Here is a 23,706-nt window from a genome sequence, read left to right as displayed (position 1 = left end):
CCGCCCGCCCCCGCGTCTTGCCGGGGGCGGGCGGTCCCGCGTCGGTCAGCCGCGCGGCGTCAGCTTCAGCCGCACCGGGCCGCGCGCCTCCAGGGTGATGCCCTGGCCGAGCGGAACCTCGGTGTCCACGGCGGTGATCTCGAACTCCCGCAGCAGCACGGCCAGCGCGAGCACCGACTCCAGCATCGAGAAGTGCTGGCCGATGCAGGCCCGCGGGCCGCCGCCGAACGGGTACCAGGCGTAGCGGTGACGGGCGGCCTCACGCTCGGGGGTGAACCGGTCGGGGTCGAAGCGCTCGGGGTCCTCCCAGTGGCCGGGGTGGCGGTGCGTCACGTACGGGGCGATCAGCACGTCCGCGCCGGCCGGGATCTCGACGCCGCCGACCACGGCGGACTTGACGGCCCGCCGGCCGACCGAGGGCGCGGCCGGGTAGAGGCGCATCGCCTCCTTCAACGCCCGTGTCATGTACGGGAGTTGGGTGTAGTCGGCAGCGGTGGGGCGGCGCCCGTCGGCGAGCAGCTCGGCGGCCTCCTGATGGGCGAGGCGCTGCTGCTGGGGGTGCTTGCCGAGCAGGTGCAGGGCGAAGGTCAGCGAGGTGGCGGTGGTCTCGTGTCCGGCCAGCAGGAAGATCAGCACCTGTTCGCGCAGTTCGGTGGCGTCGAGCTGGTTGCCGTCCTCGTCGCGGGCCTTGGCGAGCAGGCCGAGCAGGTCCTCCCCGTCCCGCTCCTCGGTGTCGCCCTCCGCGGCGCGCCGGGCGATGATCCCGTCGCACACCGCGTACAGCGCACGTTCGGCCTCAAGTGCCCTGCGGTGGCCGGGCAGTGGCCATTCGCGGGGCAGCCGGACGGGGGCGAAGCCGCGGTCGCGGACGAACGCGCCGAGGATCGGGAAGGCGTGGTGGACGGTCTCCACGGCCTGCTCGACGTCCTGGCCGAACAGGATGCGGGCCACCGTGCGCAGCGCGAACCGGGACATCTCGTCGGCGGCGTCCACCGTCGCGCCGGGGGCGGCGGCCCAGCGCCGCACCAGCGATTCGGCCTCGATGCCGATGGCGTCCGCGTACCGATCGACCCGGCGGCGGGTGAACAGCGGCTGGACCAGGCGGCGCTGGCGCAGGTAGTCCTCGTCCTGGGAGGTGAGCAGGCCGTTGCCGAAGCTGGCCCGGATCTCGCCGTAGAAGACGTTGTCCTTGCGGAAGTTGGCCGCTTCGGTGGCCAGCACCTGCTGGGCGCCCTCGGGCGAGGTGACCAGGTAGAACTCGCCGCGCAGCCCGGGCGGGCCGGCCTGGATGCGCACCACGTCGCCGTGGTCGCGCTGGGCGGCGACGTAGGTGGCGAGCGGGTTGCGCTTGAGGTCGAGCAACGAGCCGATCAGCGGCAGTCCGGCCGGGCCGGGCACGCGGGTGGTCGCGGTCATGGATTTCCCCCTCCGTCGGCGGGCGAACCCCGGACGGCAGGGGTTCGCTGACACTTCGTCAGTATCTCCCGGGCGGCGGAACATGGCGAGAGTCGTGATCACTGGCCGGACATGGCGCATGAGGTGTGGCACATGCGGCCCTTGAGTTCGGCTTGTGCTCGCTGGTGCGAGGGGGTCCGCCTGTTGAGCCCCGCAGTTGCGGCACTATGATCGGCTGATCGGCCCCCGACCGTCGCCGCCACCGCCTCACCAGCAGGGGAATCCACTCATGCGCAGCGCCCGAAGTCTCCTCGCCGCCACCGCCGTGCTCGCCCTCGCGGCGGCGCTGACCGCGTGCACCGCCAACAACTCCCCGTCGAACAACTCGGCGCAGAACGCCCCCAAGGTCGGGGGCACGGTGACGGTGTTCGCGGCGGCCTCGCTCAAGGAGTCCTTCACCGAGCTCGGCAAGCGCTTCGAGGCCGCCTACCCGGGCACCAAGGTGAGCTTCAACTTCGGCGGCTCCTCGGCTCTCGCCCGGAGCATCGTCTCCGGCGCGCCCGCGGACGTGTTCGCCGCGGCCAGCCCCGCCACCATGAAGACCGTCACGGACGCCAAGCTGACCGGCGAGGACCCGAGGGTGTTCGTGCGCAACACGCTGGAGATCGCCGTCGCCAAGGGCAACCCGAAGCACATCGCCGGTCTGAAGGACCTCGGCGGCGCGAAGACCGCGCTGTGCGCCAAGGAGGTGCCGTGCGGCGAGGCCGCCGCCACCGCGCTGAAGGCCGCCGGGGTGGAACTCACCCCGGCCACCTACGAGCAGGACGTCAAGGGCGCGCTCACCAAGGTCGAACTCGGCGAGGTGGACGCCTCGCTGGTGTACCGCACCGACGTGAAGGCGGACGCCGCGAAGATCGACGGCGTGGAGTTCCCCGAGGCCGCGCAGGCCGTCAACGACTACCCGGTCGTCGCCCTCGGCAAGGCGCCCAACGCCAACGGCGCAGCGGCGTTCCTCGGCTACCTGAACTCCATGGACGCCCGCCGGGTGCTCACCGAGGCCGGCTTCCAGGTGCCGTGAGCACTCCCCGAACCACCACCGCACCACACCCCCGGGGCCGGCGGCGGCCCCGGGGGGCCACTCGTCCCCCCGCCGCGCTGCTGCTGCCCGCGCTGCTCGGCCTCGCCTTCCTCGTCCTGCCGCTGCTCGGGCTGCTGATCCGCGCCCCGTGGAGCGCGCTGCCCGCGCTGCTCACCGGTCCCGAGGTCTGGCAGGCGCTGCGGCTGTCGCTGATCTCCGCGACCGCTGCCACCGGCGTCTCGCTGCTGCTCGGCGTCCCGCTGGCCTGGCTGCTGGCCCGCACCGAGTTCCCCGGCCGCCGGCTGCTGCGCGCCCTGGTCACCCTGCCCCTGGTGCTGCCGCCGGTGGTCGGCGGCGTTGCGCTGCTGCTGGTGCTCGGGCGCAACGGCATCGTCGGCCGCTGGCTGGACTCGGCGACCGGCATCACCCTCCCGTTCACCACCGCCGGCGTGGTGGTCGCCGAGACCTTCGTCGCCATGCCGTTCCTGGTGATCAGCGTGGAGGGCGCGCTGCGCGCCGCCGACCCGCGCTACGAGGAGGCCGCCGCCACCCTCGGGGCGTCCCGGCTCACCGCCTTCCGCCGGGTCACCCTGCCGCTGGTCGCCCCCGGCATCGGCGCGGGCGCGGTGCTCGCCTGGGCGCGCGCGCTCGGCGAGTTCGGCGCGACCATCACCTTCGCCGGCAACTTCCCGGGCCGCACCCAGACCATGCCACTGGCCGTGTACCTCGCCATGGAGTCGGATCCGGAGGCGGCGATCGCGCTCAGCCTGATCCTGCTCACCGTTTCCGTCGCCGTCCTCGCCGGACTGCGCAACCGCTGGATGTCCACCCCGTGACCGCCGCTCTGGACGCCCGCCTGTGCGTCGCCCGTGACACCTTCACCCTCGACGTCGCGTTCTCCGCGCAGCCCGGCGAAGTCCTCGCCCTGCTCGGCCCGAACGGCGCCGGCAAGTCCACCGCGCTGCGCGCCCTCGCCGGGCTGCTCCCGCTCACCTCCGGCCGGCTCGCCCTCGACGGCTCGGAGTGGGACTCCCCCGCCGCCGGCGTCTTCCTTCCCGCCGAGCAGCGTCCGATCGGCGTGGTCTTCCAGGACTACCTGCTCTTCCCCCACCTGTCCGCACTCGACAACGTCGCCTTCGGCCTGCGCTGCAAGGGACTTCGCCGCGCCGCCGCCCGTGCCGAGGCGCTGCCCTGGCTCGAACGCATGGGCCTCGCCGAGCACGCCGGGCGCCGCCCCGCGAAGCTCTCCGGCGGCCAGGCCCAGCGCGTCGCCCTCGCCCGCGCTCTCGCCGTCCGCCCCCGCCTGCTGCTGCTGGACGAGCCGCTGGCCGCCCTCGACGCCCGCACCAGGCTCGACGTCCGCGCCGAACTCCGCCGCCACCTGGCCGAGTTCGACGCCGTCGCGGTCCTCGTCACGCACGACCCACTGGACGCGATGGTGCTCGCCGACCGCCTCGTCGTCATCGAGGCCGGCCAGGTCGTCCAGACCGGCCGCCCCGCGGAGGTCGCCCGCCGGCCGCGCACCGACTACATCGCCCGCCTGGTCGGCCTCAACCTGTACCAGGGCACCGCCGACGGCCGCCACGTCACCCTCCCCGAGGGCCAAGTCCTCACCACCGACGAGGAGTTGACCGGCCCCGCGTTCGTCGCCTTCCCGCCCGACGCGGTCACCCTGCACCGCCACCGCCCCGAGACCAGCGCCCGCAACCTCTACCCCTGCACCGTCGCCGGCCTCGACCTCCACGGCGACCGCTTCCGCGTCGACCTCACCGGCCCGCTCCCCCTCGCCGCCGACCTCACCCCCACCGCCGCCGCCGACCTCGACCTCACCCCCGGCACCCGCGTCTGGGCCGCCGTCAAGGCCACCCGGACCCACGCGTACCCGGCCTGAGATCCTGCCCCGGTGCACCTCTTCTCGGACAACTCCCTCGCCCTCACCCAGCCCCCGCTCACCGAGGACGCCGTCGCCGACGCACAACACCTGCTCGGCGTCACCCTGCCCGCCGAGCTGCTCGCCCTGCTGCGCCATCGCAACGGCGGCGGCATCGCGGACGCGTTCGCCGCCTTCCCGACCCGGCGACCCACCTCCTGGAGCACCGACCACGTCCCGTTCGACCACCTGCTCGGCATCGGCCACCGGCCGGACGCGCTCTCGCTGCTCGACACCCCGTACCTGATCGACGAGTGGGAGCTGCCCTCGCCCGTGGTCCTGCTGTGCGGCGACGGCCACTACTGGATCGCCCTCGACTACCGCGTCTGCGGCCCGCACGGCGAACCCTCCGTCACCTGGCTCGACGCCGAGGACGGCACCGAACTCGCCCTCGCCCCCGACCTCCGAACCTTCCTCGAACAGCTCACCTCCGCAAGCGCGTTCGACGACTGATCGTCCTTCGCGCACCGCGCTACCATCGGGGCCGAACCTGCCCGCCCCGCACCGGAGTCCAGCTGATGAGCGCACCACGGATCGGCGTCGTGATCGTCACCATGGGCAACCGCCCGCGCGAACTCGCCGCCCTGCTCGACTCGGTGGACCGCCAGACCCTCCCCGCGCAGCGGGTCGTGCTGGTCGGCAGCGCCTGCCCGCTCACCGAGGTCGTGCGGCCGGGGATCGAGAAACTCCCCCTCACCGACAACCCGGGCTGCCCGGGGGCGCGCAACGTCGGCCTCCAGGCGCTGCTGGACGCCGGCGACATCGACGTGGTGATCGAGCTGGACGACGACGGGCTGCTGATCGCCGACGACGTCTTCCGGCGCGTCGCCGAACGGTACGCCGCGCAGCCGCAGTTGGGGATCGTCGCGTTCCGGATCGCGGACGAGCACGGCGAGACCCAGCGCCGCCACGTCCCCCGACTGCGGGCGTCCGACCCGATGCGGGCCGGCCTGGTCACCGCGTTCCTCGGCGGCGGCCACGCCCTCTCGGTGCCGATGCTGCGCCGAACCGGCCTGTGGGCGGGCGAGTTCCGCTTCGGCCACGAGGAGACCGACCTCGCCTGGCGCGCCCTGGACGACGGCTGGACCATCCACTACGACCCGCAGGTGGTCCTCCAGCACCCGAAGACCTCCCCGGCCCGGCACGCCGTCTACTACCGCTACACGGCCCGCAACCGCGTCTGGCTCGCCAAGCGCCGCCTCCCCGCCGCCCTCGTCCCCCTCTACCTCGCCACCTGGCTGCTGCTCACCCTCGCCCGCACCCGCTCCCTCCCCGGCCTCGCCTCCTGGTTCGCCGGCTTCGCCGAGGGCCTCCGCACCTCCTGCCCACCCCGCCGCCCCATGCGCTGGCACACCGTGTGGCACCTCACCCGCCTCGGCCGCCCGCCCCTGATCTGACGCCCCGCCACTGCCCGCCCCGCCACTGCCCGCCCCGCCCCTGCCGGCCCCCGCCCCGCGCCCGGATTCGCGGGCGCATCAAATCCGTTGGCGCAGTCCGGCGCCTGAGCCAGGCTGCCCCGGCGGGCGGCTCCACGGCGTGCTTCCTTCTCTCCTTTTTGAATGCGGCTGGCCGAGACCGGAACGGCGCTGCTCGCCCGGATCGATCACCTGCTGGGCACCGACCGCCACCACACCCCGCTGTTCCACAGCTTTCCGGACGCGGTGCCGGACACCGCCCACCTGCACCACAGCCGCCGGATGCGGACGTTCCCGCGCCCGCACATACACGTCCCCCTGGGCACAGGCCGCAGCCGCCCGCCCGTCCGGTCAGGCGCAGACCAGGGCGACGATGAACGGATCCTCCCGTCCCGGCAGCTCCGACGCCGGATTCCGGACGGGGTGCCAGGTCAGGTCGGTGAAACCGGCCTGGCGGGCGGACTTCTCGTAGACGTCCGCGTCCCAGCGGGTGAACGCCAGCACGACCGGCGGCTCGACAGGGAACTCCAGGACGAGAGCGGTGCCCCTCGGTACGGGCCGGGCCGCCGTCACACACGCCCCGACGGGCTGCCGGTCCGGGTCGGCCGGGTCGTAACCGGGGTGGACCGTCACCGCGACCAGGCGGCCGCCGGGGGCGAGGTTGGCGCGGATGCCGCTGAACATGTCGGCCATCCGCCCGGGGTCCTCGGCGTAGTTGAACAGCCAGACGGCCACCGCCGCGTCAAAAACGCCCAGCACCGGCAGCGCGGCCGCGTCGTACTGGTGGTACACGACCCCCACAGGGCTCCGCGCCTCTTCTCCCCGGGCCAGCGCCACCATCTCCGCGGAGACGTCCACCCCCTCGGCGTGCGCGGCACCGAGCTCCTTGGCCAGCCGGGTGTAGCGGCCGAACCCGCAGGCCAGGTCGAGGACCCGGGCTCCCGCGAGATCCCCGAGCAGGGCGCGTACCGCGGGCTCCTCGGGCGAGCCGCCGTGGTTGCGCTTGAAGTCGGCGTACCGCTCGCCGATGGCGTCGTACTGGGCGGGTTCCTGCTCCCTCGCTGCCATCGAACACTCTCCTGACCGGACCGGTTCGGACATGCCGTGCACCAGAGTGCCAGAACACCGGGCGCCGCACCCATCGATGGGACACAACTCGCCCCCGATGATGGGGCGTTGGCATCCCTCCCCACGCCCATGCGCACTCCGGGCCAGAAGCACCGCGGTGTCGACGTCCCCTCCTCCCCGCAGCGCGCGGCCCTCGCCCTCGTCTGCCGATCGCCCCACCATCCGCCTGGGGATCGCAGCGCCTTGACACCTCAAGTCATTAGCCGCCATATTACTTGCATGACGAGGAACGAGGCCGACGGCGAGCAGCCCACACTGGAGCAGGCCGGATGGCAGCTGCGGCACTACGGCCTGGAGACGGACCCGCAGGCGGTACTGGTCGCGGTGCGGCTGATCTCCGCGGGTGCGAGGGTCGGCCGGGCGGCCGAGGCCCACTTCGCCAGGTTCGGGCTGTCGACGGGCCGCTACCGGCTGCTCTCGGACCTCGAAGGCCACGGCGGAGAGAAGTCCCCCTCGCAACTTGCGGCCGACCTCGATGTCTCCAGGGCCACGGTCACCGGCCTGCTGGACGGCCTGGAGCGCGAGGGCCTGATCGCCAGGCGCCCGTCCACCGAGGACGGGCGCGGCACGGTCGCGGTCCTGACCGCGCGCGGTGCGCAGCGCCTGCGCGACATGGCGCCCGAGCATTTCGGGCGACTGGAGGCGATGGTCGCAGGGCTCACCGTCGAGGAACGCACGGTGTTCCTGGACCTGCTCGCGCGTGTCGTGCGCGGCAGTTCGGCCCTGACCGCCGACTGACCCGGCCGACCACCGGGCCCGGGCTCCCGTCCCGTGGACGGGAGCCCTTTTCACGAGGCAGTAATTAGCCAACTAATTACCCTGCCGCGAAAGGCCCGTCAACGACCCGGCCACACCTTTCGCCTTTCGGACTCCAACGAGATGAAGAGGCCAAGATGCCCGCAACGAACGACAGAACCGGCCCGAGCCGGGCGGCCGCCCGGCCGTTCACGCTGTGGCGCGAGGTGGTGACCGCCTACGCCGCCCCCGCCCTGATGGCAGGTACCGCGGGAGTCGTCACCGGACAGGCGGACCTGACAGTGGCGGCCTGCACCTCCATCGCCGGCACTTCCGCGGTGGTGGCGTTCCTGGTCGGCGCCTGGCTGCGGCACGGCGGGCAGCCGCGACGCTGGACCACGACCCTGCCGCGCGTCGTCCTGACCGCGCTGCTCGTCGGTGCGACCACCGGTGCGGCGGCAGCGCTGGGATGGTTCGCCGCCGAGTGGCTGCCGGCCCGCACCTCGGTCCACGCCGCCCCCTGGCTGCGGCGACTGCGCATCGACCTACCCGTCTCCGCCGTCCTCGCCACCACCATCGTCACCCTGCGCTGGCGCGGCACCCTCGCGAAAGCCCGGCCGTGACCGGCCCCGGCACCCGGGCACCGGCGCCCGGACGCACCGACCCCACCCCGGCGGCACCGGCTGCCGCAGACGCCACCAAGCACCGAGGAGACACCCGATGATCGTTGTCATGGGAGCGACCGGAACCACCGGGACCGCCCTGCTCCACAGCCTGCGCGCCCTCGAGGTCCCCGTCCGCGCCCTCACCCGCACCCCGCACCGACCGCTCCCCGGCGCCGCCGGCCCGCACGACCGGCACGTCGAGGTCCGGTACGCCGACGCCGGCGACCCCGACTCGCTGCGCACCGCCTTCTCGGGCGCCGACCAGCTCTTCCTTGCCATGGCCAACAGCCCCGCACAGGTCGAACTCGAAACCCGCGTCATCGACATCGCCGCCCACAGCGGAATCGGACACATCGTCAAGCTCTCCGCCCCCGCCGCCGAGCCCGGGTCACCCGTCGCGATATCCCGCGGACACCACGCCGTCGAGGAACACCTGCACGCCTCCGGACTCACCGGCACCGTGCTGCGCCCCTACGCGTTCATGCAGAACCTGCTGCGCCTCGCGCCCACCGTGGCCCAGGGATTCGTCCTCGGCGCCATGCGGGACGCGCCCTGCAACTACATCGACTGCCGCGACATCGGCGACGTCGCGGCCGCCGTGCTCACCCGGCGCCACCTCGCGGGCGGCACCTACACGCTGACCGGACCGGAAGCCGTCTCCCACCCCGGCCTCGCCGCCCGGCTGACCGAACTGACCGGCCGCCGGATCCAGTACATCGACCTCGCTCCGGACGAGCTGCGCGACAATCTCATCCACCAGGCCGGCCTGCCCGGCTGGCTCGCCGACCACGTCGTGGAGATCCAACAACTCGCCATCGCCCGGCCCGAGTTCCCCACAAGCACCGTCACCGACATCCTCGGCCGGCCGCCCCGCACCCTCGATGCCTTCCTGAACGAACACCGCACCCACTTCCGGGCACCAAACCCCGCCGACACTCAGGTCAGTTGCCAGCCGACCCCGTAAGGCGCCAGGAAGTCGAGGAAGTCTGCCGCGTCGTAGGCCTGCGCGGGTGCCAGCACGCCCGGAGGCGTACCTCCCGCGGCGAGACGGCGGGCACCCTCGGCGGCGATCACCGCGGTGAGGCCGTACCCGTCGGGGCCGGTCACCCATCCCCGGGCGATCTCTCCGTCACGGCCGGTGGCCTCGGCCATCATCAGCCACCGGCCGTTCGCCCTGGCCTCGTCCGAGACCATCTCCGGAACGCTGTCGATCACCTCCGGGGTCAGCGAGGCGAACAGCGCGGCCACGTCGGCCCGGATGGCGCTGTGGACCCGACGGGCGGTCACATGGCGGGGAACGGTGACCACACCCGGCAGCGCGAAGGCCGTCACGGGTACGGCCACGGTCTCGCCCGGCGGCACGACCGACTCCACCGGGCAGCCGGCGGCCGGCCGCCAGACGCCGTCGGCATACTCCAGCGGCCCCTGGGCGAAGACCGAAGCCATCGAACGGGCCGTCCCGCGCGAGGCCTCGCCGCCGGCCCGGCGCAGGTCGGCGACCAACAGGCCGTCGATCGGGCCGCTCACGCGGGCCGCCGTCAGACGGGCGATCAGGTCGCCGGGACCACCGTCATCGGCCATCGCGGGGACCACGCTCACCCCGGCACGTTCGGCGACCGGGCCCAGCTCGTCGAAAACCCGCTTCAGATAGCCCTGTTCGCCCGTGGTGTCCACATACGCGGTCCCGGCGGCGATCGCTGCCCTGACCACCGGCTCTCCCCACGGCGTGAACGGGCCCGCGCAGTTGACCACGGCGTCGCAGTCGGCGAACGCGGCGACCAGCGCATCGTGGTCGGCCAGATCGGCGATCCTGACCTCGGCACCCTCGGCGCCGGCCTTCACCACCGCGGCGTCAAGACGTTCCCGACTGCGGCCCACCGGTACCGGTGTGATGCCCCGGCGGTACAGCTCGGCGACGACCAGTCCTCCGGTGAACCCGCTCGCACCGTACACGGCAATCCTCATGCCACCTGCCCCACATTCTGTTCCCGCGTTCATGCCGAGCGGACGGCCTGTCCGCTCGACGACCACGGTAGGAACCCGCGGGGCACGTTCCCATGCTCGAAGATCCGCACTCGATGTCCGATCGTCCAGCCGGACCGACCCGGCCAAGTCGGCCGGTACGTTGAGACGATGGACGTACTGAGCGACGCCGTGGCCGCTATGCGTACCGGCGTCCCCCACGCATCACGCACCCACCTGACCCCACCCTGGGGCACCCGCTTCCAGCCGCAGGACGGTGCGGGCTTCCACGCGATTCTCCAGGGCTCCTGCTGGCTGCTCCCGGCACGAGGCGAACCGATCCGGCTCGACTCCGGCGACATCGCCTTCCTGCCTCGCGAACTCGGGCACGCCATCACGGACACTCGGCACACGCCCCCGACCGCCGCCGGCCCAGCACGCCCGGCCGAACCCGTCACCCGCGACACCGAACCCGCACTCCGGGGCATCGGCACCACCATGCTCTGCGGCGCCTACCGCCTCGACCGGTCCCGCATCCACCCCCTCCTCGCCGAAATGCCCGACGTCGTCCACCTGCGGGCACACGCCGGAGCGAACGCCTCACTGCGCGGCGCCGTCAACCTCCTGGACCGCGAACTCACCACCGAACCGCTGCCGGGAAGCTCCTCGGTCGTCTCCGCACTCCTGGAGGTCCTGCTCCTGCTGATCCTGCGAACCTGGCACGACGAGCAGACCCAGCACACCGGCACCGGCTGGGGAGCGGCTCTGCGCGATCCAGCGGTCGCCGCCGCGCTGCGCGCCATCCACCGCGATCCCGCACACCCCTGGACCGTCCAGTCCCTCGCCGCACACGCGGGCCTGTCCCGCTCCTCCTTCGCCCAGCGCTTCACCGCAACGGTAGGTTCCCCGCCTCTCGCCTACCTCACCTGGTGGCGGCTGACCACGGCGGCCCGGACCCTGCGCGACACCGCCCTGCCCCTGCGCTCGGTCGCCGAACGTGCCGGCTACACCTCCGAGTACGCCTTCGCCAAGGCATTCAAGCGCGAGTTCGACACCGCACCGGGCCAGTACCGCAACACCCCATCGTCCCTCGCCAGGCAGGCCGATCTCGTGAGGTGAACCACCGACCTCACCATTTCGGCCGCCCTGTCTTCGATTCCGGCCCGGTACTGCGGTGATACGGCGGTGTGGCCGCAACTGGTGCAGAGGCCTACCTGCGGTGCCGTAACGTGGAGGCCATGTCTTTCGCAGCAGTTCTCTCGCCGCCCGTCCTCTGAGGCGGGTCGCCATCGACACCGGCGCGTAGCTGGGCCAACGGCCGCGACGCGCTGATTGGTTGTGCCCGCAGACGCGAGACCACGACCATCCGCTCCCTCCGGAGATCCTTCGTGTCGAAAACTGCTGTCGCAACGACCTCTGCCCCCGTGATGGCGCCCCGATCCGTGCGCCGCGGCCTTTCCTGTCTGGCATTCGCCGGCGTCACCTGGGGTACTACCGGGGCCGCCGTGGAAGTCGTCTACCAATCCAGCGACTTCGGGCCCATGGCCGTCTCGTTCTGGCGCTTTCTGACCGGCGTGGTGCTGCTGCTCGCGGCCCGTGCCTTCCGTCCTGCGCTCAAGACACCGCGGACCCCGCAACCGCCGGGCCGCCGCGCCCTGCTGTTCGTGGGCACCGGCATCGGCCTGGCCGTCTTCCAGACCGCCTACTTCGCCGCCGTGAAGGACACGGGCCTGGCGGTGGGCACCATCGTCACACTGGGGGCCGCCCCGGTGTTCACCACCGCCGGCGGGCGCCTGTTCCTGGGCGAGCGCATCGGACGTGCCGGGCTGCTCGCCGTCGCCGGCGCGCTGGCCGGCCTGACGATCCTGGTCCTGGGCAACCAGGCCGGGGCCGTCCACCCCGTCGGCGTGGGAATGGCGCTGCTGTCCGCCGCCGGGTACGCCGTCTCCACCATCCTGGGCCGGTGGACCGGACGTCAGGGCGGTGGCGAGGACCCCTGCACCCTCACGGTGGGGTCATTCGCCGTCGGTGCCGCCGCCATGCTGCCGTTCGCCCAGGCCGAGGGTCTCGTGCCGCACACCGCCCACCCGGGCCACGTCGTGCTGCTGATGCTCTACATCGCCACCGTCACCACCGCACTCGCGTACCCGCTGTACTTCGCCGGAGCGGCCGCTGTGCGGGCCGCTACCGCCTCGGTGGTGATGCTCATCGAGCCGGTCAGCGCGGCGGCGCTCGCCGTGCTGTTCCTCGGTGAGCAACTCACCACGGCCACGGTCATCGGCACACTGCTGATGCTCGTGGCCATCGCCGCCCTCGCAATCGCCGAGTCGCGACCGGCCAAGACCGGCTGACCGGGCAACGAGGCCGGTCAATCCTGACCGGCCTCATCCGGCCGGATCGCCAACCGACGCGCGGGGCCGCCCTGTTCGAATCACCTGAGCACATGCTGTTGCCGAAAGCCGGTGACAGCGTGGTGCGGTCGGTGAACCAACCTCTCGACCTGATGGGCCTCGGCTCACGCCCCGGGCACATGACGCACGCTGCGCGGCGTTGAACCCCGTACTCCTGGGAGCCGCCCAGGCGTTGCGGTCGGTCCCGTGACTGTGCCGGGCCGACCGGCGGCATTCCGGATTCCGATGGCCCCGTTTCTCGGCGCCGCCTTCCGGGTGATGTTCTGGGCCAATGAGCGATCCCGGGACCTCCGCTGCATTAGTGTCCGGGTCCGACGGCAGTCCGCCACCGGGACGAACCGGACCGGGAACGTCCTGCCCGTCCGACGAAGCCCGCGGATCGGCGCGGACATGGCCGGTGTCCCGGCCGCCGTCATCGCAAAAGACGGCTGATTCAAACTCTCGGAGGGGCACACAATGGCGACTTCCCGCTTCGGTCTCCAAGCAGCACCGAACGACGACGAGTTCGTGTTCCGACTCGACGACGAGCAGAAGATCAAGCAGGCCCGGGCCATCCTGGCGGGACTCGAGACATCGAAAGTCCACGTCCAGGGACGAGTCGTCGCAGAGAAGTCGGACCACAACCCGGACTGGAACTTCCACCTGGCTCCCGACAGCATCACGTTCTTCGACGAGGCGGACGACGACTGCGACGCTTCGGCGCACTACGTCGCGATGCAACTGGACCGGGTCGGCGAGGAGGGCTTCCTGCCGAACGGCATCTGGGCCCCCGCCCGCTCGAAGATCACCCGCGAGCTCGACACCTGAGGCCCCGCTGCTCCGTCTGCCCGGCCCCCGCCAGGGCAGACGACCGGTCCACATTCCCTGCTCCCCGCGCACGGGGATGGTCCCAAATGGGGCGCCACAACCTTGGCGACGGGAACAACCAGCCTCCGCCTCCAGCCGGGCGCCGACGCTTGCCGGCACGCCGCTGTAGGGACAACCGCCCCTCTTGCCTGACGTAGGGAACCTCATCCCGACCCCTCAAGTCCCGCCGGAGACACGTGACTTCCGGAAACACGCACGGCTCACCCGCCACGGCGCCGTGTTGGGGTCAGCGTGGTGCGCTCACGGGCGCCGGAGGCGCGGGGTGGGGCAGTAGCGTTCGCCGCCTTCGAAGGCCACGGTGCAGCTGCCCGGGGCGATCTCGGTGAAGCCGGCGTCGCGGACGACCGGGAGCCGGCCGTCCGTGAGGGCGGGCCAGTCGGCGGGGGTGGCGATCCTGACCGCCAACGGGAAACCGCTTTCCGCCCACTCCTTGCGCTGTGCGTCGTCCAGCTCCCACCAGGCGAGCTGGGCGGCGTGGCCGGTCTGTGCCATGGTCTTGCCGGCGCTCATCTGCAGCTCGGGGTTGAGCCACAGCACGGGGACGCCCTCGGGTGCGGGGCCGGGCGGGGTGGTGTCGTCGAGTTCGGTGCCGGAGACCTGGAGTTTGGCGAGTTCCTTGGGCCAGCCGTCCAGCGGGATCGGCGGGAAGACCCGTACCTCGGCGCTCTCGCCGGTGACGGTGATGCCGGGCAGGTCGTTCGCCTTGCGCCACTCGCCGCCGCGGGCCCGCCGCACCACCTTGCGGATCCGGGCGTCCTCCCAGGCCTTGACCCGCTCCGCCCACTCGCCGTCGCCGGCCGTGACCCGCGGGTCGGACAGCAGGGTGAGCACGGCCCGCGCCGAGGTCTCCAGCGCGTCCGTCCGGCCGGGCGGTTCGGCCTTCTCCAGCCGGACCACCAGCGGCAGCACGTACTGCTCGTGGGAGTCGCGGTCCTCCGCGTGCCCGCCGACCGCAGGCAGAACAGCGGGAGCGGACGAGGGAAGTTCGCCGGGCACGTCGATGGGTGAGCTCACCCCACCAGCATGCCAGTTCAGCGCCGGTAGCCCCGCCCGGGGTCGCGTTCCTCGGCGTCCTGGTAGCCGAGGAACCAGCCCTCGGGGTGCGTGGCGGCGAGGAGTTGGTCGATCCGCTGCCCGGCGTCCAGGTCGTCGGAGGTCTCCTCCGGGCCGTAGACGCCGAAGAGTTCGTCGGTGCAACCGTCCCAATCGTAGTCGTACAGGTCGGCGGGCAGGTCGCCCATCATGTCGGCCACGGACTCCGGTTGGGAGCCGAGCAGCGCGCGGGCTTCGGCGAGTGCGAGGCGCAGCGCGACGTCCTCCGCGAGGCTGCGGGGCAGTGGCCATTCGCCGAGGGCGAGGTCGTCGGCGAGGTCGTCGAAGGCCCGGGCGAAGGCGCGCCGCCAGCCGCGGTGCAGGTTCCAGGTGCGTTGCTGGAGGCGGCCGAAGACGCTCCAGTCGGCTTCCTCGACGACGGTGACGGGGTCGTCGCCGTGTTCGTCGAGGTCTTCGTAGGCGGCGTCGGAGAGGCCGATCAGCTGGGTGTGCAGCAGGCACGCGGTGCGCGGGGTGAGGGTCCAGTCGCCGGTGTCGCCGGCGTCGTCCAGCGGGAAGAGTTCGGCGAAGTCGGGCGCGAAGTCGTCGGTGACGCTGATCTCCAGCGTGCCGCCGAGGGCTTCGATGCCGGGGATGGAGGCGACCAGCCGGTCGGGGTGGAGCAGGGCGCCGAGGGCCGCGTTGGGGTCTTCGGTGACTTCCCGCAACAGTTGGCGGCGCTGGTCCTCGGGGTCGATCCCGGCGAAGTCCAGGTCCTCGACGGCCGCTTGTGCGGCGGCCCGCAGCGCCGGCCAGTCGGTGATCCGGATGCCCAGCACCACGGTGGCCTCGATCTCCTGCGCGCCGGAGTCCTCCGCCGCGCCAGGCCCGTGTGGATGATCGCTTCGCTCGCCCATGGCACCAGGTTGACAAACCAGGGGGTCCGATGTCCATCGGCTCTCCCGATCCCGATCGATCCTGCGGCCTGGTGGCCTGCCGAGATGGCGGGGAAAGCGTTTTCCCGGTGTGCCGTGCTGGCGTTCCGACCGAAGCGTGACAGAAGGTGGGAATCATGAGTGAACTGAACGATTTCGGCGGCGGGCAGGACCCGTCCGGCGGCGTGCTGGTGGTCACCACGAATGATGTGCCCGGCTTCAAGGTGGTCCGGGTGATCGGCGAGGTGTTCGGCCTGACGGTGCGTTCGCGGCACCTCGGCTCGCAGATCGGCGCGGGCCTGAAGTCGCTGATGGGCGGCGAGTTGAAGGGCCTCACCAAGACGCTGGTGGAGACCCGGAACCAGGCGATGGAGCGGCTGGTGGAGCAGACCAGGGCGCGCGGCGGCAACGCCGTCCTGATGATGCGCTTCGATGTCACGGAGGCTGCCGACGTGGGCACGGAGGTGTGCGCGTACGGCACTGCGGCGGTCATCGAGCCACTCGACCACTGACCCGACTCGACCATCGGGCCGAGTCGGTCGTCGAGCCGCTCGACCACCGGCCCAACTCAGCCACAGAGTGGTCATATTGCCTGACAGTCGGTAATACGGTTGACACTGCTCACGGGTGCGTAAGAGCCTCGCTGCCGGTCCGTCCCCGCACCGCATGGAGCACCCGTGAGCACCCCTCTGCCTCCCGTTCCCGCACACCCCGGCCCGGCGAGGGTCGCGTACGCCACCTGCCGGGGCGTGGACGACGTCGAAATGCTTCCCGTGCTGGCCGCGTTCGCCCGGGCGGGGGTGCCCGCGGAGGCGGCGGTCTGGGACGATCCGGCGGTCGACTGGAGCGGCTACGAACTGGTGCTGATCCGCAGCGTCTGGGACTACATCCTGTACCGCGACGCCTTCCTCGCCTGGTCCCGCCGGACGGCCGCGCTGACCCGGCTGGCCAATCCGGTGCCGGTGCTGGAGCACAACACCGACAAGACCTACCTGCGCGATCTCGCAGGCGCCGGGGTGCCGATCGTCCCCACCGTCTGGGTCGCCCCGGGCGAGGAACTCACCGGCGCCGACTGGCCGGAGCTGGTGGTGAAGCCGACCGTCTCCTCCGGCGCCCGCGACACCCTGCGCACCACCGACCGCGCCGAGGCGCACGCGCACGTCGCCGCCCTCACCGCGGTCGGCCGCACCGCAATGGTGCAGCCGTACCTGCCGATGGTCGAGGACGAGGGCGAGACCTCGCTGCTGTACCTGGGCGGGGAGTTCAGCCACGCGGTGCGCCGCGGCCCGATGCTCGGCGGCGGCTTCGCCGATGTCGCCCGCGAGCCTGCCGAGGACCAACTCGCCCTCGCCGAGCAGGTGCTGGCGGCCATTCCGCAGCGCGCGGAGCTGCTCTACGCCCGGGTCGACGTGGTGCGCCTGCCGGACGGCTCGCCCGCGCTGATCGAGCTCGAACTCACCGAGCCCCGGCTGTTCCTGGACCTGCGCCCGGACGGCCCCGAGGCGCTGGTCGCCGCCGCCCTGCGCCTGCTGCCCGGGAACGGGAACACCCGGCCGCGGGGCGATGTTTCACGGTCGTGACTGTTCAAGGTGCAACGACCGAGCCCCCCGCCGCTGAACCCCGCGAGGTGGACGCGCTGGTGATCGGCGCGGGCCAGGCCGGCCTGTCCGCCGCCTACCACCTGCACCGTCGCGGCTTCGCCCCGTACACCGGCTTCGTGGTGCTGGACGCGGACGACGCCCCGGGCGGCGCCTGGGCGCACCGCTCCCCGTCGCTGACGATGGCCACCGTGCACGGCTTCCACGACCTGCCGGATTTCGAACTGCCCGCCACTGACCCGGCCACCCCGGCCCGGGTCGCCGTACCCGGCTACTTCGCCGCGTACGAGGCGCAGCACGCCCTGCCCGTGGTGCGCCCGGTGAAGGTCCTGGCGGTGCGTGACCGGCCGGACGGGCGGTTGCTGGTGGAGACCGACTCCGGCAGCTGGGTCACCCAAGCTCTGCTGAACGCCACCGGTACCTGGACGCGGCCGTTCCTGCCGCGCTATCCGGGGCACTTCGCGGGCCGTCAGCTGCACTACGCGGACTACCGGGGCCCGGCGGAGTTCGCCGGGCAGCGGGTGCTGGTGGTCGGTGGCGGGGCCTCGGCGATCCAGGTGCTGTCCGAGGTGGGCGAGGTCGCGGAGACGGTGTGGGTGACGCGTACCCCGCCGGTGGTCCACCAGGGGCCGTTCACCCCGGAGTTCGGCCGCGAGGTGGTCGCCAAGGTCGCGGAGCGGGTGGCTGCGGGCCTGCCGGTGCGCAGCGTGGTCTCGGTCACCGGTCTCGGCCCGAGCGTCGCCTACCGCCGGGCCGAGGCGCTGGGTGTGCTGAACCGCCGCCCGATGTTCGACCGCCTCACCGAGCACGGAGTCGTTTGGGGCGACCGGGAGTTGGCGGTGGACGTGATCATCTGGGCGACGGGCTTCCGCGCCGAGCTCACCCATCTTGCGCCGCTCGCCCTGCGCGGCCCGGGTGGCGGCATCCGGATGACCGGCACCCGCGTCACCGACGACCCGCGCATCCACCTGCTCGGCTACGGGCCTTCGGCGTCCACCGTCGGCGCCAACCGGGCCGGCCGCGCAGCGGTCAACGAGGTCGTCCACCTGCTGCGCGACCGAGCGGCGGCTCAACCCGCCGCCCGACCGGCCACTCAACCCGCCGCCCAACCGGCCACTCAACCCGCGGCCGTCTGACGGCAGTTACCGGTCGTAGTCCACGGTGACCTGGTCGGAGACCGGGCGGGCCTGGCAGGTGAGGACGTAGCCGGCGGCCAGTTCGGACTCCTCCAGCGCGAAGTTGCGCCGCATCTCGACCTTGCCCTCGCACAGCAGGGCGCGGCAGGTGCCGCAGACACCGCCCTTGCACGCGAACGGCAGGTCGGGGCGGGCGCGTTGGGCACCGTCCAGGATGGAGCGGTCGCGCGGCAGGGCGAGGGTGCTGGAGCGGCCGTCGAGCACGAGCGTGACCTCGCTGGCTCCGGCGTCGGGGACGGGTTCCAGGTGGCGTTCCTCGGCCCGCTCGTCCTCGGCGTGGAACAGTTCCTGGTGCACCCGCCCGGCGGGGACGCCGAGTTCGGCCAGCAGGGTCTTGGCGTCCGCCACCAGGCCGAACGGCCCGCACAACCACCAGTGGTCCACGGCGGGGACGTCCACCAGCGCCTCCAGCAGCGCCTTGACCCGGTCGGGGTCGAGCCGGCCGCTGAGCAGTTCGGCGTCCCGGCTCTCCCGGGACAGCACGTGCACCAGCTGGAACCGGCCCAGATAGCGGTCCTTCAGATCGGCCAGCTCGTCGGCGAACATCACCGTGTCGCTGCGCCGGTTGCCGTACAGCAGGGTGACCCGCGAGTCGGGGTGGCCGGCCAGCACGGAGCCGGCGATGGACAGCATCGGGGTGATGCCGGAGCCCGCGGCGATCAGCACGTGCTCGCCGGGTTCGGCCGGATCGGCGGTGAACGCCCCGCTGGGCGGCAGGACTTCGATCATCTCGCCGATCGCGGCCTCGCCGACCAGCCAGTGCGAGAACAGCCCGCCGGGCACCTCGCGGACGGCGATCCGCAGCGGCCCGCCGACCGGCGAGCACAGCGAGTACGAGCGGCGCTCGTCCACCCCGTCGACGATCCGGCGCAGTGTCAGCGTCTGCCCGGGCTTGAACGTGAACTCCTCGGCCAGCGCGGGCGGTACGTCGAAGGTCACCGCGACGGCGTCCTCGCAGAGCCGTTCCAGGTTGCCGATCGGCAGCGGGTGGAACTGCGGGCGGCGGGCGGCCATCAGATCTCCTTGATCCGGTCGAAGGGTTCGCGGCAACTGCGGCACCGCCACAGCGACTTGCAGGCGGTGGAGCCGAACCGGGAGAGCTCCTCGGTGTCGGTGGAACCGCACTGCGGGCAGGGCACGGCCAGCCGGGTCGGGCCGAGCGTCAGGAGGCCCCCGGGAGTCGGCGGGGCGATGCCCGACTCTGCCAGCTTGCGGCGGCCCTCCGCGCTGATCCGGTCACTGGACCACGGCGGGTCGATCCGCAGCCGGACCTCGACCTGCTCGAAGCCGGCCGCGCGCAGCCGCCGGGCCACGTCGCCGGCCATTTCGGCGACGGCGGGGCAGCCGGAGTAGGTGGGCGTGAGCCAGGCGGTGACCGTCCCGTCGTGCTCCTCGACGTCGGCGAGGATGCCGAGGTCGGCCAGGGTGAGCATGGGCAGTTCGGGGTCGGGCACTGCGGCCGCGACCTCCCGGGCCCGTTCGACGGTGGTCACCATGTCGCCCCCGGGTGCGCCCGGGCCACCACCTGGAGCTCCGCCAGCAGCGGGCCGAGCGCCTCGGTGTGCACGCCGTGCCGTCCGGCCCTGCCGTTGACGTACGCCTGCGGCGCGGTCTCGGGCACGCTGAGCGTGGCCTCCCCCAACACCTTTGCCAGGCTTGTCAGTACGGGTTCGCGCAGCTCCAACGGGTTTACGCCGAGCCGTACTTCGACCTCGTGCGGGGTGAACAGCTCGTCCAGCCACGGCCACAGCGCCGTCAAGGCGTCCTGCATCCGCCGGCGCGAGTACTCCGTCCCGTCGCCGAGCCGCAGCACCCAGGACTGCGCGTACTCCCGGTGGTACGCCAACTCCTTGACGCCCAGCGCCGCGACGGCCGCCAGCACCGGGTCCGGATGCTCGGCCAGCCGGCGGTACAGCTCCTCGCGGGCGGTGGCGAACATCAGCAGCCGGGCCACGCACTGCGCGAAGTCGTCGTTCTCCAGCTCCACCAGGCGCACGTTGCGGTACTCGAAGTCCTCGCGCCAGTACGCGAGTTCGTCCTCGCTGCGGCCGGTGCCGTCCAGCTGCCCGGCCCGGGTGAGCAGTCGGCGGGCCTGCCCGAGCAGGTCGAGGCCGAGGTTGGCGAGCGCCACCTCCTCCTCCAACTCCGGTGCCCGGGTGACCCATTGGATCAGCCGCTGGGACAGCACCAGCACGTCGTCGCCCAGCATCAGGCAGTACGCCGCGAGGTCCGCCGGGTCGATCCCCGGCGGCGGCGCGGCGTCCACGCCCAGCAGCGGATCGGCGAACCCCGTGCCGTAGGCCCAGCGGGCCTCGCCGTCCGGCTCCCCGGCGGCGTCGGCCAGTGAGAGGTACACGTGGTCGTCGGTCATGTCGCCTTCCCTGCTGAATGATTGACGGAGCGTCAGATGTGCGGAACGTCCTCGGGGATCGGATAGAACGTCGGGTGCCGGTACACCTTGTCCCCGCTCGGCGCGAAGAACGGGTCCTGCTCGTCCGGGCTGGACGCGGTGATCGCGTCCGAGCGGACCACCCACAGGCTCACCCCCTCATTGCGCCGGGTGTACAGGTCCCGGGCCGCCAACAGCGCCATCCTGTCGTCGGCCGCGTGCAACGACCCCACATGTACGTGGTTCAGCCCGCGCCGGGGCCGTACGAACACCTCGTACAGCGGCCAGGACGCCCTCTCCCCGCTCATTCCGAACTCCCCTTCCGCGCCGTGTGCTTGGCCGCGTACGCCGACGCCGCCTCACGCACCCAGGCACCGTCCTCGTGGGCGGCGCGCCGCCGTTCGATCCGCTGCGCGTTGCACGGGCCCCGGCCCTTGATCACCTGCATCAGCTCCGACCAGTCCGGCTCGCCGAAGTCCCAGCCGCCGCGCTCCTCGTTCCAGGCGAGCGCCGGGTCCGGCAGCGTGACGCCGAGATGCTCGGCCTGCGGGACGGTCATGTCCACGAAGCGCTGGCGCAGCTCGTCGTTGCTGTGCCGCTTGATCCGCCACGCCATCGACCGCTCACTGTTCGGCGAGGCCCCGTCCGGCGGGCCGAACATCATCAGCGACGGCCACCACCAGCGGTCCACCGCGTCCTGCACCATCCGCCGCTGCGCCTCGGTGCCGGCCATCAGCGTCATCAGCAACTCGTAGCCCTGCCGCTGATGGAAGGACTCCTCCTTGCAGATCCGCACCATCGCCCGCGCGTACGGCCCGTAGCTGCACCGGCACAGCGGCACCTGGTTGCAGATCGCCGCGCCGTCCACCAGCCAGCCGATCACGCCGACGTCCGCGAACGTCAGCGTCGGGTAGTTGAAGATCGACGAGTACTTCTGCCGCCCGTCGATCAGCTTCTCGGTCAGCTCGGCCCGGTCCACGCCCAGGGTCTCCGCCGCCGCATACAGGTACAGCCCGTGCCCGGCCTCGTCCTGCGCCTTCGCCAACAGGATCGCCTTGCGCCTGAGCGACGGCGCCCGGGTCAGCCAGTTGCCCTCCGGCTGCATCCCGATGATCTCCGAGTGGGCATGCTGCGCGATCTGCCGCACCAGCGTCGCCCGGTAGGCCTCCGGCATCCAGTCCCGGGGCTCCACCCGCTGCTCATTGGCGATCACCGCATCGAACCGCGACTGCGCCTCCGCGCTCGCCTCCACCACCCACCTCCCGACTGACCGTTCGGTCGGTTCCATTCTGTACACACCGGGGACCCCCTGACAAGCATGGAGAGCACAACCAGGGAGTGCACAACCAGCGAGAGCACGAAAACAGGGAGAGGCACCACCAGGGGCGCGGGGGAACTGCGCGAAGCGGAAGGCACCCCGTCCGCAAGATCGCGACGCAGGACAATGACCTGCACTTGATCGCGACCTTGCGGACGTGGTGAGCGCTTGTCGCGCAGTTCTCCCCGCCCCCCACCCCCTCTCAGCGAAGTCGCGGCAACGGCACAGCCAACAGCGCTGCCAACAGAGCGATCCGCGACCCCAGTTGGTCGATCCGCAGGTGCTCGTGCCGGGCGTGCGGCCCGCCCCCCACCGCCCCGAGCCCGTCCAGCGTCGGCAGACCCCTCGCGCCGGCGAGGTTCGTGTCCCCCGCCCCGCCCGCCGGCGCCCCGTCGAGGTGCTGGCCGAGCGCGGCGGCGAGCGAGCGGACGTGCCGCAGCAGCGGATTCGCGGTGCGTTCGGGCCAGGTCGGCCGCGAGGACAGCACCTCGGTGGAGACGTTCGCGCCGGGCCGGTTCGCGGTCAGGTGGGCGAGCGTGTCGAGGGTGCGGCGCTGGGCCTCGGTGGTGGCGAAGCGCAGCCCGATCTCGGCTTCGGCGCGGCCGGCGACGACGTTGGCGCGGGTGCCGCCGTCGAGGCGTCCGGCATTGAGTTCGGTGCCGGGCTGCCGGCCGAGGCCGCGGACGGTGATCAACTGGTCGATGAGTTCGTCGATCGCGGAGATGCCCTCGGCGGCGTCGTTGCCGGCGTGCGCCTCGCGTCCGGTGACGGTGAGCCGGACCCGGGCGGAGCCGCGGCGGGCGGTCTTCAGGCGGCCGTCGGGGTGGCCGGGTTCGAGTCCGAGGACGGCGGCGGCGCCGCGCAGGTGCCGTTCGAACAGGCGGCGGCCGTCGGGGCTGCCGATCTCCTCGTCGGAGACCACGAGCATCCGCACGGGTCGGTGCGGGCGTTGGCCGAGGTCGGCGAGGAGTGCGAACGCGCCTTCCAGCAGGGCGAGTCCGCCTTTCATGTCGAGGATGCCGGGGCCGGTGAGGCGCCCGTCCTTCTCCTCGACGGGCCAGTCGGTGAGGGTGCCGACGGGCCAGACGGTGTCGTGGTGGCCGACCACCAGCAGGTGCGGGAGCTCTTCGTGCCGGCCGGGCCAGTCGAGGACCAGGTGGTCGCCGTGGGCGCAGCTCTCGCGGGTGGCGGTGGCGCCGGTGGCGGTGTAGCCGGTGGCGAGCTCTTCGGCGAGGGTGTTCAGCCGGGGCGCGTCGCCGGACGGGGTTTCGATCCGGGCGAGGTCTGCGCAGCGCTTGCGGACGGCGGCGGTGAGGGTGCGGGCCCTGCTGGTCAGGGTGTGGGGCAGGCCCGGTAGTGCGGCGGTGGCCAAGGTCGGTGCGGTGACCGGGAGTTCGTCGATGGCGGAGGGGGTGGCGGGATGTGGCTCGGGGGCCACGGTATGGCGGCTCACCGTTCACCCCCGGTGGGGCGCGGGGCACTGGGAGGTATGGCCGGGACGGGCGTCGCGGGGATCTGTTGCGGCTTCGGGCTGGGCCGTGGTGTGCGATTCGACCTGGGACTGGGCAGCACTGCGTCCTCCTCGCTCGGTCCGCGACCCCGGCTCGGCCCGGGGTCCGGGGACGTCGGTCTCTGTTCCTCGGCACGGACGG

Annotated in this window: 25 protein-coding genes; 14 read left to right on the top strand and 11 right to left on the bottom strand. The window is 72.5% G+C overall.

Annotated elements, in window-relative coordinates:
• Positions 1-45: 45 nt before the first annotated feature.
• Positions 46-1,416 carry a cytochrome P450 gene (locus ACFV18_RS19005; RefSeq protein WP_380484587.1) on the bottom strand — a complete coding sequence of 457 codons (1,371 nt, stop codon included), beginning with the start codon at positions 1,414-1,416 and terminating at the stop codon, positions 46-48.
• A 268-nt stretch (positions 1,417-1,684) separates the two neighbouring features.
• Here ACFV18_RS19005 and modA point away from each other — a divergent pair, with 268 nt between their 5' ends.
• The 5 genes from modA to ACFV18_RS18980 all read left to right on the top strand — a co-directional run bounded on the left by modA (position 1,685) and on the right by ACFV18_RS18980 (position 5,800).
• Positions 1,685-2,473, top strand: a complete 789-nt coding sequence (gene modA, locus ACFV18_RS19000; RefSeq protein WP_380484585.1) for a molybdate ABC transporter substrate-binding protein — start codon at positions 1,685-1,687, stop codon at positions 2,471-2,473.
• On the top strand, positions 2,470-3,309 hold the full coding sequence (locus tag ACFV18_RS18995) for an ABC transporter permease (protein WP_380484583.1): 840 nt from the start codon (positions 2,470-2,472) through the stop codon (positions 3,307-3,309). The genes modA and ACFV18_RS18995 overlap by 4 nt, the downstream gene beginning before the upstream one ends.
• Complete coding sequence (locus ACFV18_RS18990; protein WP_380484832.1) at positions 3,291-4,364, top strand: ABC transporter ATP-binding protein; 1,074 nt, start codon at positions 3,291-3,293, stop codon at positions 4,362-4,364. Before ACFV18_RS18995 ends, ACFV18_RS18990 begins: the two co-directional genes overlap by 19 nt.
• A 12-nt stretch (positions 4,365-4,376) precedes the next feature.
• Positions 4,377-4,856, top strand: a complete 480-nt coding sequence (locus ACFV18_RS18985; RefSeq protein ID WP_380484582.1) for an SMI1/KNR4 family protein — start codon at positions 4,377-4,379, stop codon at positions 4,854-4,856.
• 65 nt (positions 4,857-4,921) lie between these two features.
• The gene (locus ACFV18_RS18980; RefSeq protein ID WP_380484580.1) at positions 4,922-5,800 is read left to right on the top strand and encodes a glycosyltransferase family 2 protein; all 879 of its coding nucleotides are present in this window, start codon (positions 4,922-4,924) and stop codon (positions 5,798-5,800) included.
• A gap of 369 nt (positions 5,801-6,169) precedes the next feature.
• Here ACFV18_RS18980 and ACFV18_RS18975 read toward each other — a convergent pair whose 3' ends face one another.
• The gene (locus ACFV18_RS18975) at positions 6,170-6,886 is read right to left on the bottom strand and encodes a class I SAM-dependent methyltransferase (protein WP_380484578.1); all 717 of its coding nucleotides are present in this window, start codon (positions 6,884-6,886) and stop codon (positions 6,170-6,172) included.
• A 279-nt stretch (positions 6,887-7,165) separates the two neighbouring features.
• Here ACFV18_RS18975 and ACFV18_RS18970 point away from each other — a divergent pair, with 279 nt between their 5' ends.
• The 3 genes from ACFV18_RS18970 to ACFV18_RS18960 all read left to right on the top strand — a co-directional run bounded on the left by ACFV18_RS18970 (position 7,166) and on the right by ACFV18_RS18960 (position 9,310).
• Entirely contained in the window at positions 7,166-7,684 is a 519-nt protein-coding gene (locus ACFV18_RS18970; protein WP_380484576.1) for a MarR family winged helix-turn-helix transcriptional regulator, read from the top strand.
• A gap of 155 nt (positions 7,685-7,839) precedes the next feature.
• Positions 7,840-8,304 (top strand): hypothetical protein, encoded by a 465-nt coding sequence (locus ACFV18_RS18965; protein ID WP_380484574.1) that lies wholly within the window; start codon positions 7,840-7,842, stop codon positions 8,302-8,304.
• A 109-nt stretch (positions 8,305-8,413) separates the two neighbouring features.
• Positions 8,414-9,310: an NmrA family NAD(P)-binding protein gene (locus tag ACFV18_RS18960; RefSeq protein ID WP_380484572.1), complete on the top strand. Its 897-nt coding sequence runs from the start codon at positions 8,414-8,416 to the stop codon at positions 9,308-9,310.
• Here ACFV18_RS18960 and ACFV18_RS18955 read toward each other — a convergent pair.
• Positions 9,283-10,311 carry a saccharopine dehydrogenase family protein gene (locus tag ACFV18_RS18955; RefSeq protein WP_380484571.1) on the bottom strand — a complete coding sequence of 343 codons (1,029 nt, stop codon included), beginning with the start codon at positions 10,309-10,311 and terminating at the stop codon, positions 9,283-9,285. The genes ACFV18_RS18960 and ACFV18_RS18955 overlap by 28 nt on opposite strands.
• A gap of 168 nt (positions 10,312-10,479) precedes the next feature.
• On the opposite strand from ACFV18_RS18955, the gene ACFV18_RS18950 reads away from it, so the two are divergent.
• The 3 genes from ACFV18_RS18950 (at position 10,480) to ACFV18_RS18940 (ending at position 13,526) form a co-directional block, all read left to right on the top strand.
• Positions 10,480-11,427 carry an AraC family transcriptional regulator gene (locus ACFV18_RS18950; protein WP_380484569.1) on the top strand — a complete coding sequence of 316 codons (948 nt, stop codon included), beginning with the start codon at positions 10,480-10,482 and terminating at the stop codon, positions 11,425-11,427.
• A gap of 308 nt (positions 11,428-11,735) precedes the next feature.
• Positions 11,736-12,659 carry a DMT family transporter gene (locus ACFV18_RS18945; RefSeq protein ID WP_380484567.1) on the top strand — a complete coding sequence of 308 codons (924 nt, stop codon included), beginning with the start codon at positions 11,736-11,738 and terminating at the stop codon, positions 12,657-12,659.
• Positions 12,660-13,175: 516 nt separating this feature from the next.
• Positions 13,176-13,526: a calmodulin gene (locus ACFV18_RS18940; RefSeq protein WP_380484565.1), complete on the top strand. Its 351-nt coding sequence runs from the start codon at positions 13,176-13,178 to the stop codon at positions 13,524-13,526.
• Positions 13,527-13,826: 300 nt separating this feature from the next.
• Here the strand turns inward: ACFV18_RS18940 and ACFV18_RS18935 are convergent, their stop codons facing one another.
• Both ACFV18_RS18935 and ACFV18_RS18930 read right to left on the bottom strand, forming a co-directional pair.
• Positions 13,827-14,600 (bottom strand): peptidyl-tRNA hydrolase, encoded by a 774-nt coding sequence (locus tag ACFV18_RS18935; RefSeq protein WP_380484563.1) that lies wholly within the window; start codon positions 14,598-14,600, stop codon positions 13,827-13,829.
• A 17-nt stretch (positions 14,601-14,617) separates the two neighbouring features.
• Complete coding sequence (locus ACFV18_RS18930) at positions 14,618-15,535, bottom strand: hypothetical protein (protein WP_380484561.1); 918 nt, start codon at positions 15,533-15,535, stop codon at positions 14,618-14,620.
• A 155-nt stretch (positions 15,536-15,690) separates the two neighbouring features.
• On the opposite strand from ACFV18_RS18930, the gene ACFV18_RS18925 reads away from it, so the two are divergent.
• From ACFV18_RS18925 to ACFV18_RS18915, 3 genes are all read left to right on the top strand, one after another.
• Complete coding sequence (locus tag ACFV18_RS18925) at positions 15,691-16,065, top strand: YbjQ family protein (protein WP_380484559.1); 375 nt, start codon at positions 15,691-15,693, stop codon at positions 16,063-16,065.
• A 165-nt stretch (positions 16,066-16,230) separates the two neighbouring features.
• Positions 16,231-17,133, top strand: a complete 903-nt coding sequence (locus ACFV18_RS18920) for a RimK family alpha-L-glutamate ligase (protein ID WP_380484557.1) — start codon at positions 16,231-16,233, stop codon at positions 17,131-17,133.
• A 47-nt stretch (positions 17,134-17,180) separates the two neighbouring features.
• Positions 17,181-18,287, top strand: a complete 1,107-nt coding sequence (locus ACFV18_RS18915; RefSeq protein WP_380484555.1) for an NAD(P)-binding domain-containing protein — start codon at positions 17,181-17,183, stop codon at positions 18,285-18,287.
• A 6-nt stretch (positions 18,288-18,293) separates the two neighbouring features.
• Here the strand turns inward: ACFV18_RS18915 and paaE are convergent, their stop codons facing one another.
• The 6 genes from paaE to ACFV18_RS18885 form a co-directional block, all read right to left on the bottom strand.
• On the bottom strand, positions 18,294-19,361 hold the full coding sequence (gene paaE / locus ACFV18_RS18910; protein ID WP_380484553.1) for a 1,2-phenylacetyl-CoA epoxidase subunit PaaE: 1,068 nt from the start codon (positions 19,359-19,361) through the stop codon (positions 18,294-18,296).
• A complete protein-coding gene (gene paaD, locus ACFV18_RS18905; RefSeq protein ID WP_380484551.1) occupies positions 19,361-19,843 on the bottom strand; it encodes a 1,2-phenylacetyl-CoA epoxidase subunit PaaD in 483 nt (160 codons plus the stop codon). The genes paaE and paaD overlap by 1 nt, the downstream gene beginning before the upstream one ends.
• Positions 19,837-20,718, bottom strand: coding sequence for a 1,2-phenylacetyl-CoA epoxidase subunit PaaC (paaC, locus tag ACFV18_RS18900; RefSeq protein WP_380484549.1), 882 nt, complete (start codon positions 20,716-20,718; stop codon positions 19,837-19,839). Before paaC ends, paaD begins: the two co-directional genes overlap by 7 nt.
• Before the next feature lie 32 nt (positions 20,719-20,750).
• A complete protein-coding gene (gene paaB, locus ACFV18_RS18895) occupies positions 20,751-21,044 on the bottom strand; it encodes a 1,2-phenylacetyl-CoA epoxidase subunit PaaB (protein WP_033257582.1) in 294 nt (97 codons plus the stop codon).
• Positions 21,041-22,024 carry a 1,2-phenylacetyl-CoA epoxidase subunit PaaA gene (gene paaA / locus ACFV18_RS18890; RefSeq protein WP_380484547.1) on the bottom strand — a complete coding sequence of 328 codons (984 nt, stop codon included), beginning with the start codon at positions 22,022-22,024 and terminating at the stop codon, positions 21,041-21,043. The genes paaB and paaA overlap by 4 nt, the downstream gene beginning before the upstream one ends.
• Before the next feature lie 232 nt (positions 22,025-22,256).
• A complete protein-coding gene (locus ACFV18_RS18885) occupies positions 22,257-23,492 on the bottom strand; it encodes a M20 family metallopeptidase (protein ID WP_380484545.1) in 1,236 nt (411 codons plus the stop codon).
• Positions 23,493-23,706 lie beyond the last annotated feature (214 nt).

The organism is Kitasatospora sp. NPDC059673 (assembly GCF_042734215.1).
Lineage (GTDB): Bacteria > Actinomycetota > Actinomycetes > Streptomycetales > Streptomycetaceae > Kitasatospora.
The sequence above is the reverse complement of the archived record's forward strand: the minus strand, read 5'-3'. Positions and strand labels throughout refer to the sequence as shown.

Coding starts and splice junctions, on each gene's coding strand:
- paaB (WP_033257582.1), bottom strand. CDS start 21,044: ATGAGCGGGGAGAGGGCGTCCTGGCCGCTGTACGAGGTGTTCGTACGG.
- ACFV18_RS18980 (WP_380484580.1), top strand. CDS start 4,922: ATGAGCGCACCACGGATCGGCGTCGTGATCGTCACCATGGGCAACCGC.
- ACFV18_RS18930 (WP_380484561.1), bottom strand. CDS start 15,535: ATGGGCGAGCGAAGCGATCATCCACACGGGCCTGGCGCGGCGGAGGAC.
- ACFV18_RS18965 (WP_380484574.1), top strand. CDS start 7,840: ATGCCCGCAACGAACGACAGAACCGGCCCGAGCCGGGCGGCCGCCCGG.
- ACFV18_RS19005 (WP_380484587.1), bottom strand. CDS start 1,416: ATGACCGCGACCACCCGCGTGCCCGGCCCGGCCGGACTGCCGCTGATC.
- paaC (WP_380484549.1), bottom strand. CDS start 20,718: ATGACCGACGACCACGTGTACCTCTCACTGGCCGACGCCGCCGGGGAG.
- ACFV18_RS18925 (WP_380484559.1), top strand. CDS start 15,691: ATGAGTGAACTGAACGATTTCGGCGGCGGGCAGGACCCGTCCGGCGGC.
- ACFV18_RS18975 (WP_380484578.1), bottom strand. CDS start 6,886: ATGGCAGCGAGGGAGCAGGAACCCGCCCAGTACGACGCCATCGGCGAG.
- ACFV18_RS18950 (WP_380484569.1), top strand. CDS start 10,480: ATGGACGTACTGAGCGACGCCGTGGCCGCTATGCGTACCGGCGTCCCC.
- ACFV18_RS18940 (WP_380484565.1), top strand. CDS start 13,176: ATGGCGACTTCCCGCTTCGGTCTCCAAGCAGCACCGAACGACGACGAG.
- ACFV18_RS18960 (WP_380484572.1), top strand. CDS start 8,414: ATGGGAGCGACCGGAACCACCGGGACCGCCCTGCTCCACAGCCTGCGC.
- paaE (WP_380484553.1), bottom strand. CDS start 19,361: ATGGCCGCCCGCCGCCCGCAGTTCCACCCGCTGCCGATCGGCAACCTG.
- modA (WP_380484585.1), top strand. CDS start 1,685: ATGCGCAGCGCCCGAAGTCTCCTCGCCGCCACCGCCGTGCTCGCCCTC.
- ACFV18_RS18970 (WP_380484576.1), top strand. CDS start 7,166: ATGACGAGGAACGAGGCCGACGGCGAGCAGCCCACACTGGAGCAGGCC.
- paaA (WP_380484547.1), bottom strand. CDS start 22,024: ATGGAACCGACCGAACGGTCAGTCGGGAGGTGGGTGGTGGAGGCGAGC.
- paaD (WP_380484551.1), bottom strand. CDS start 19,843: ATGGTGACCACCGTCGAACGGGCCCGGGAGGTCGCGGCCGCAGTGCCC.
- ACFV18_RS18955 (WP_380484571.1), bottom strand. CDS start 10,311: ATGAGGATTGCCGTGTACGGTGCGAGCGGGTTCACCGGAGGACTGGTC.
- ACFV18_RS18945 (WP_380484567.1), top strand. CDS start 11,736: ATGGCGCCCCGATCCGTGCGCCGCGGCCTTTCCTGTCTGGCATTCGCC.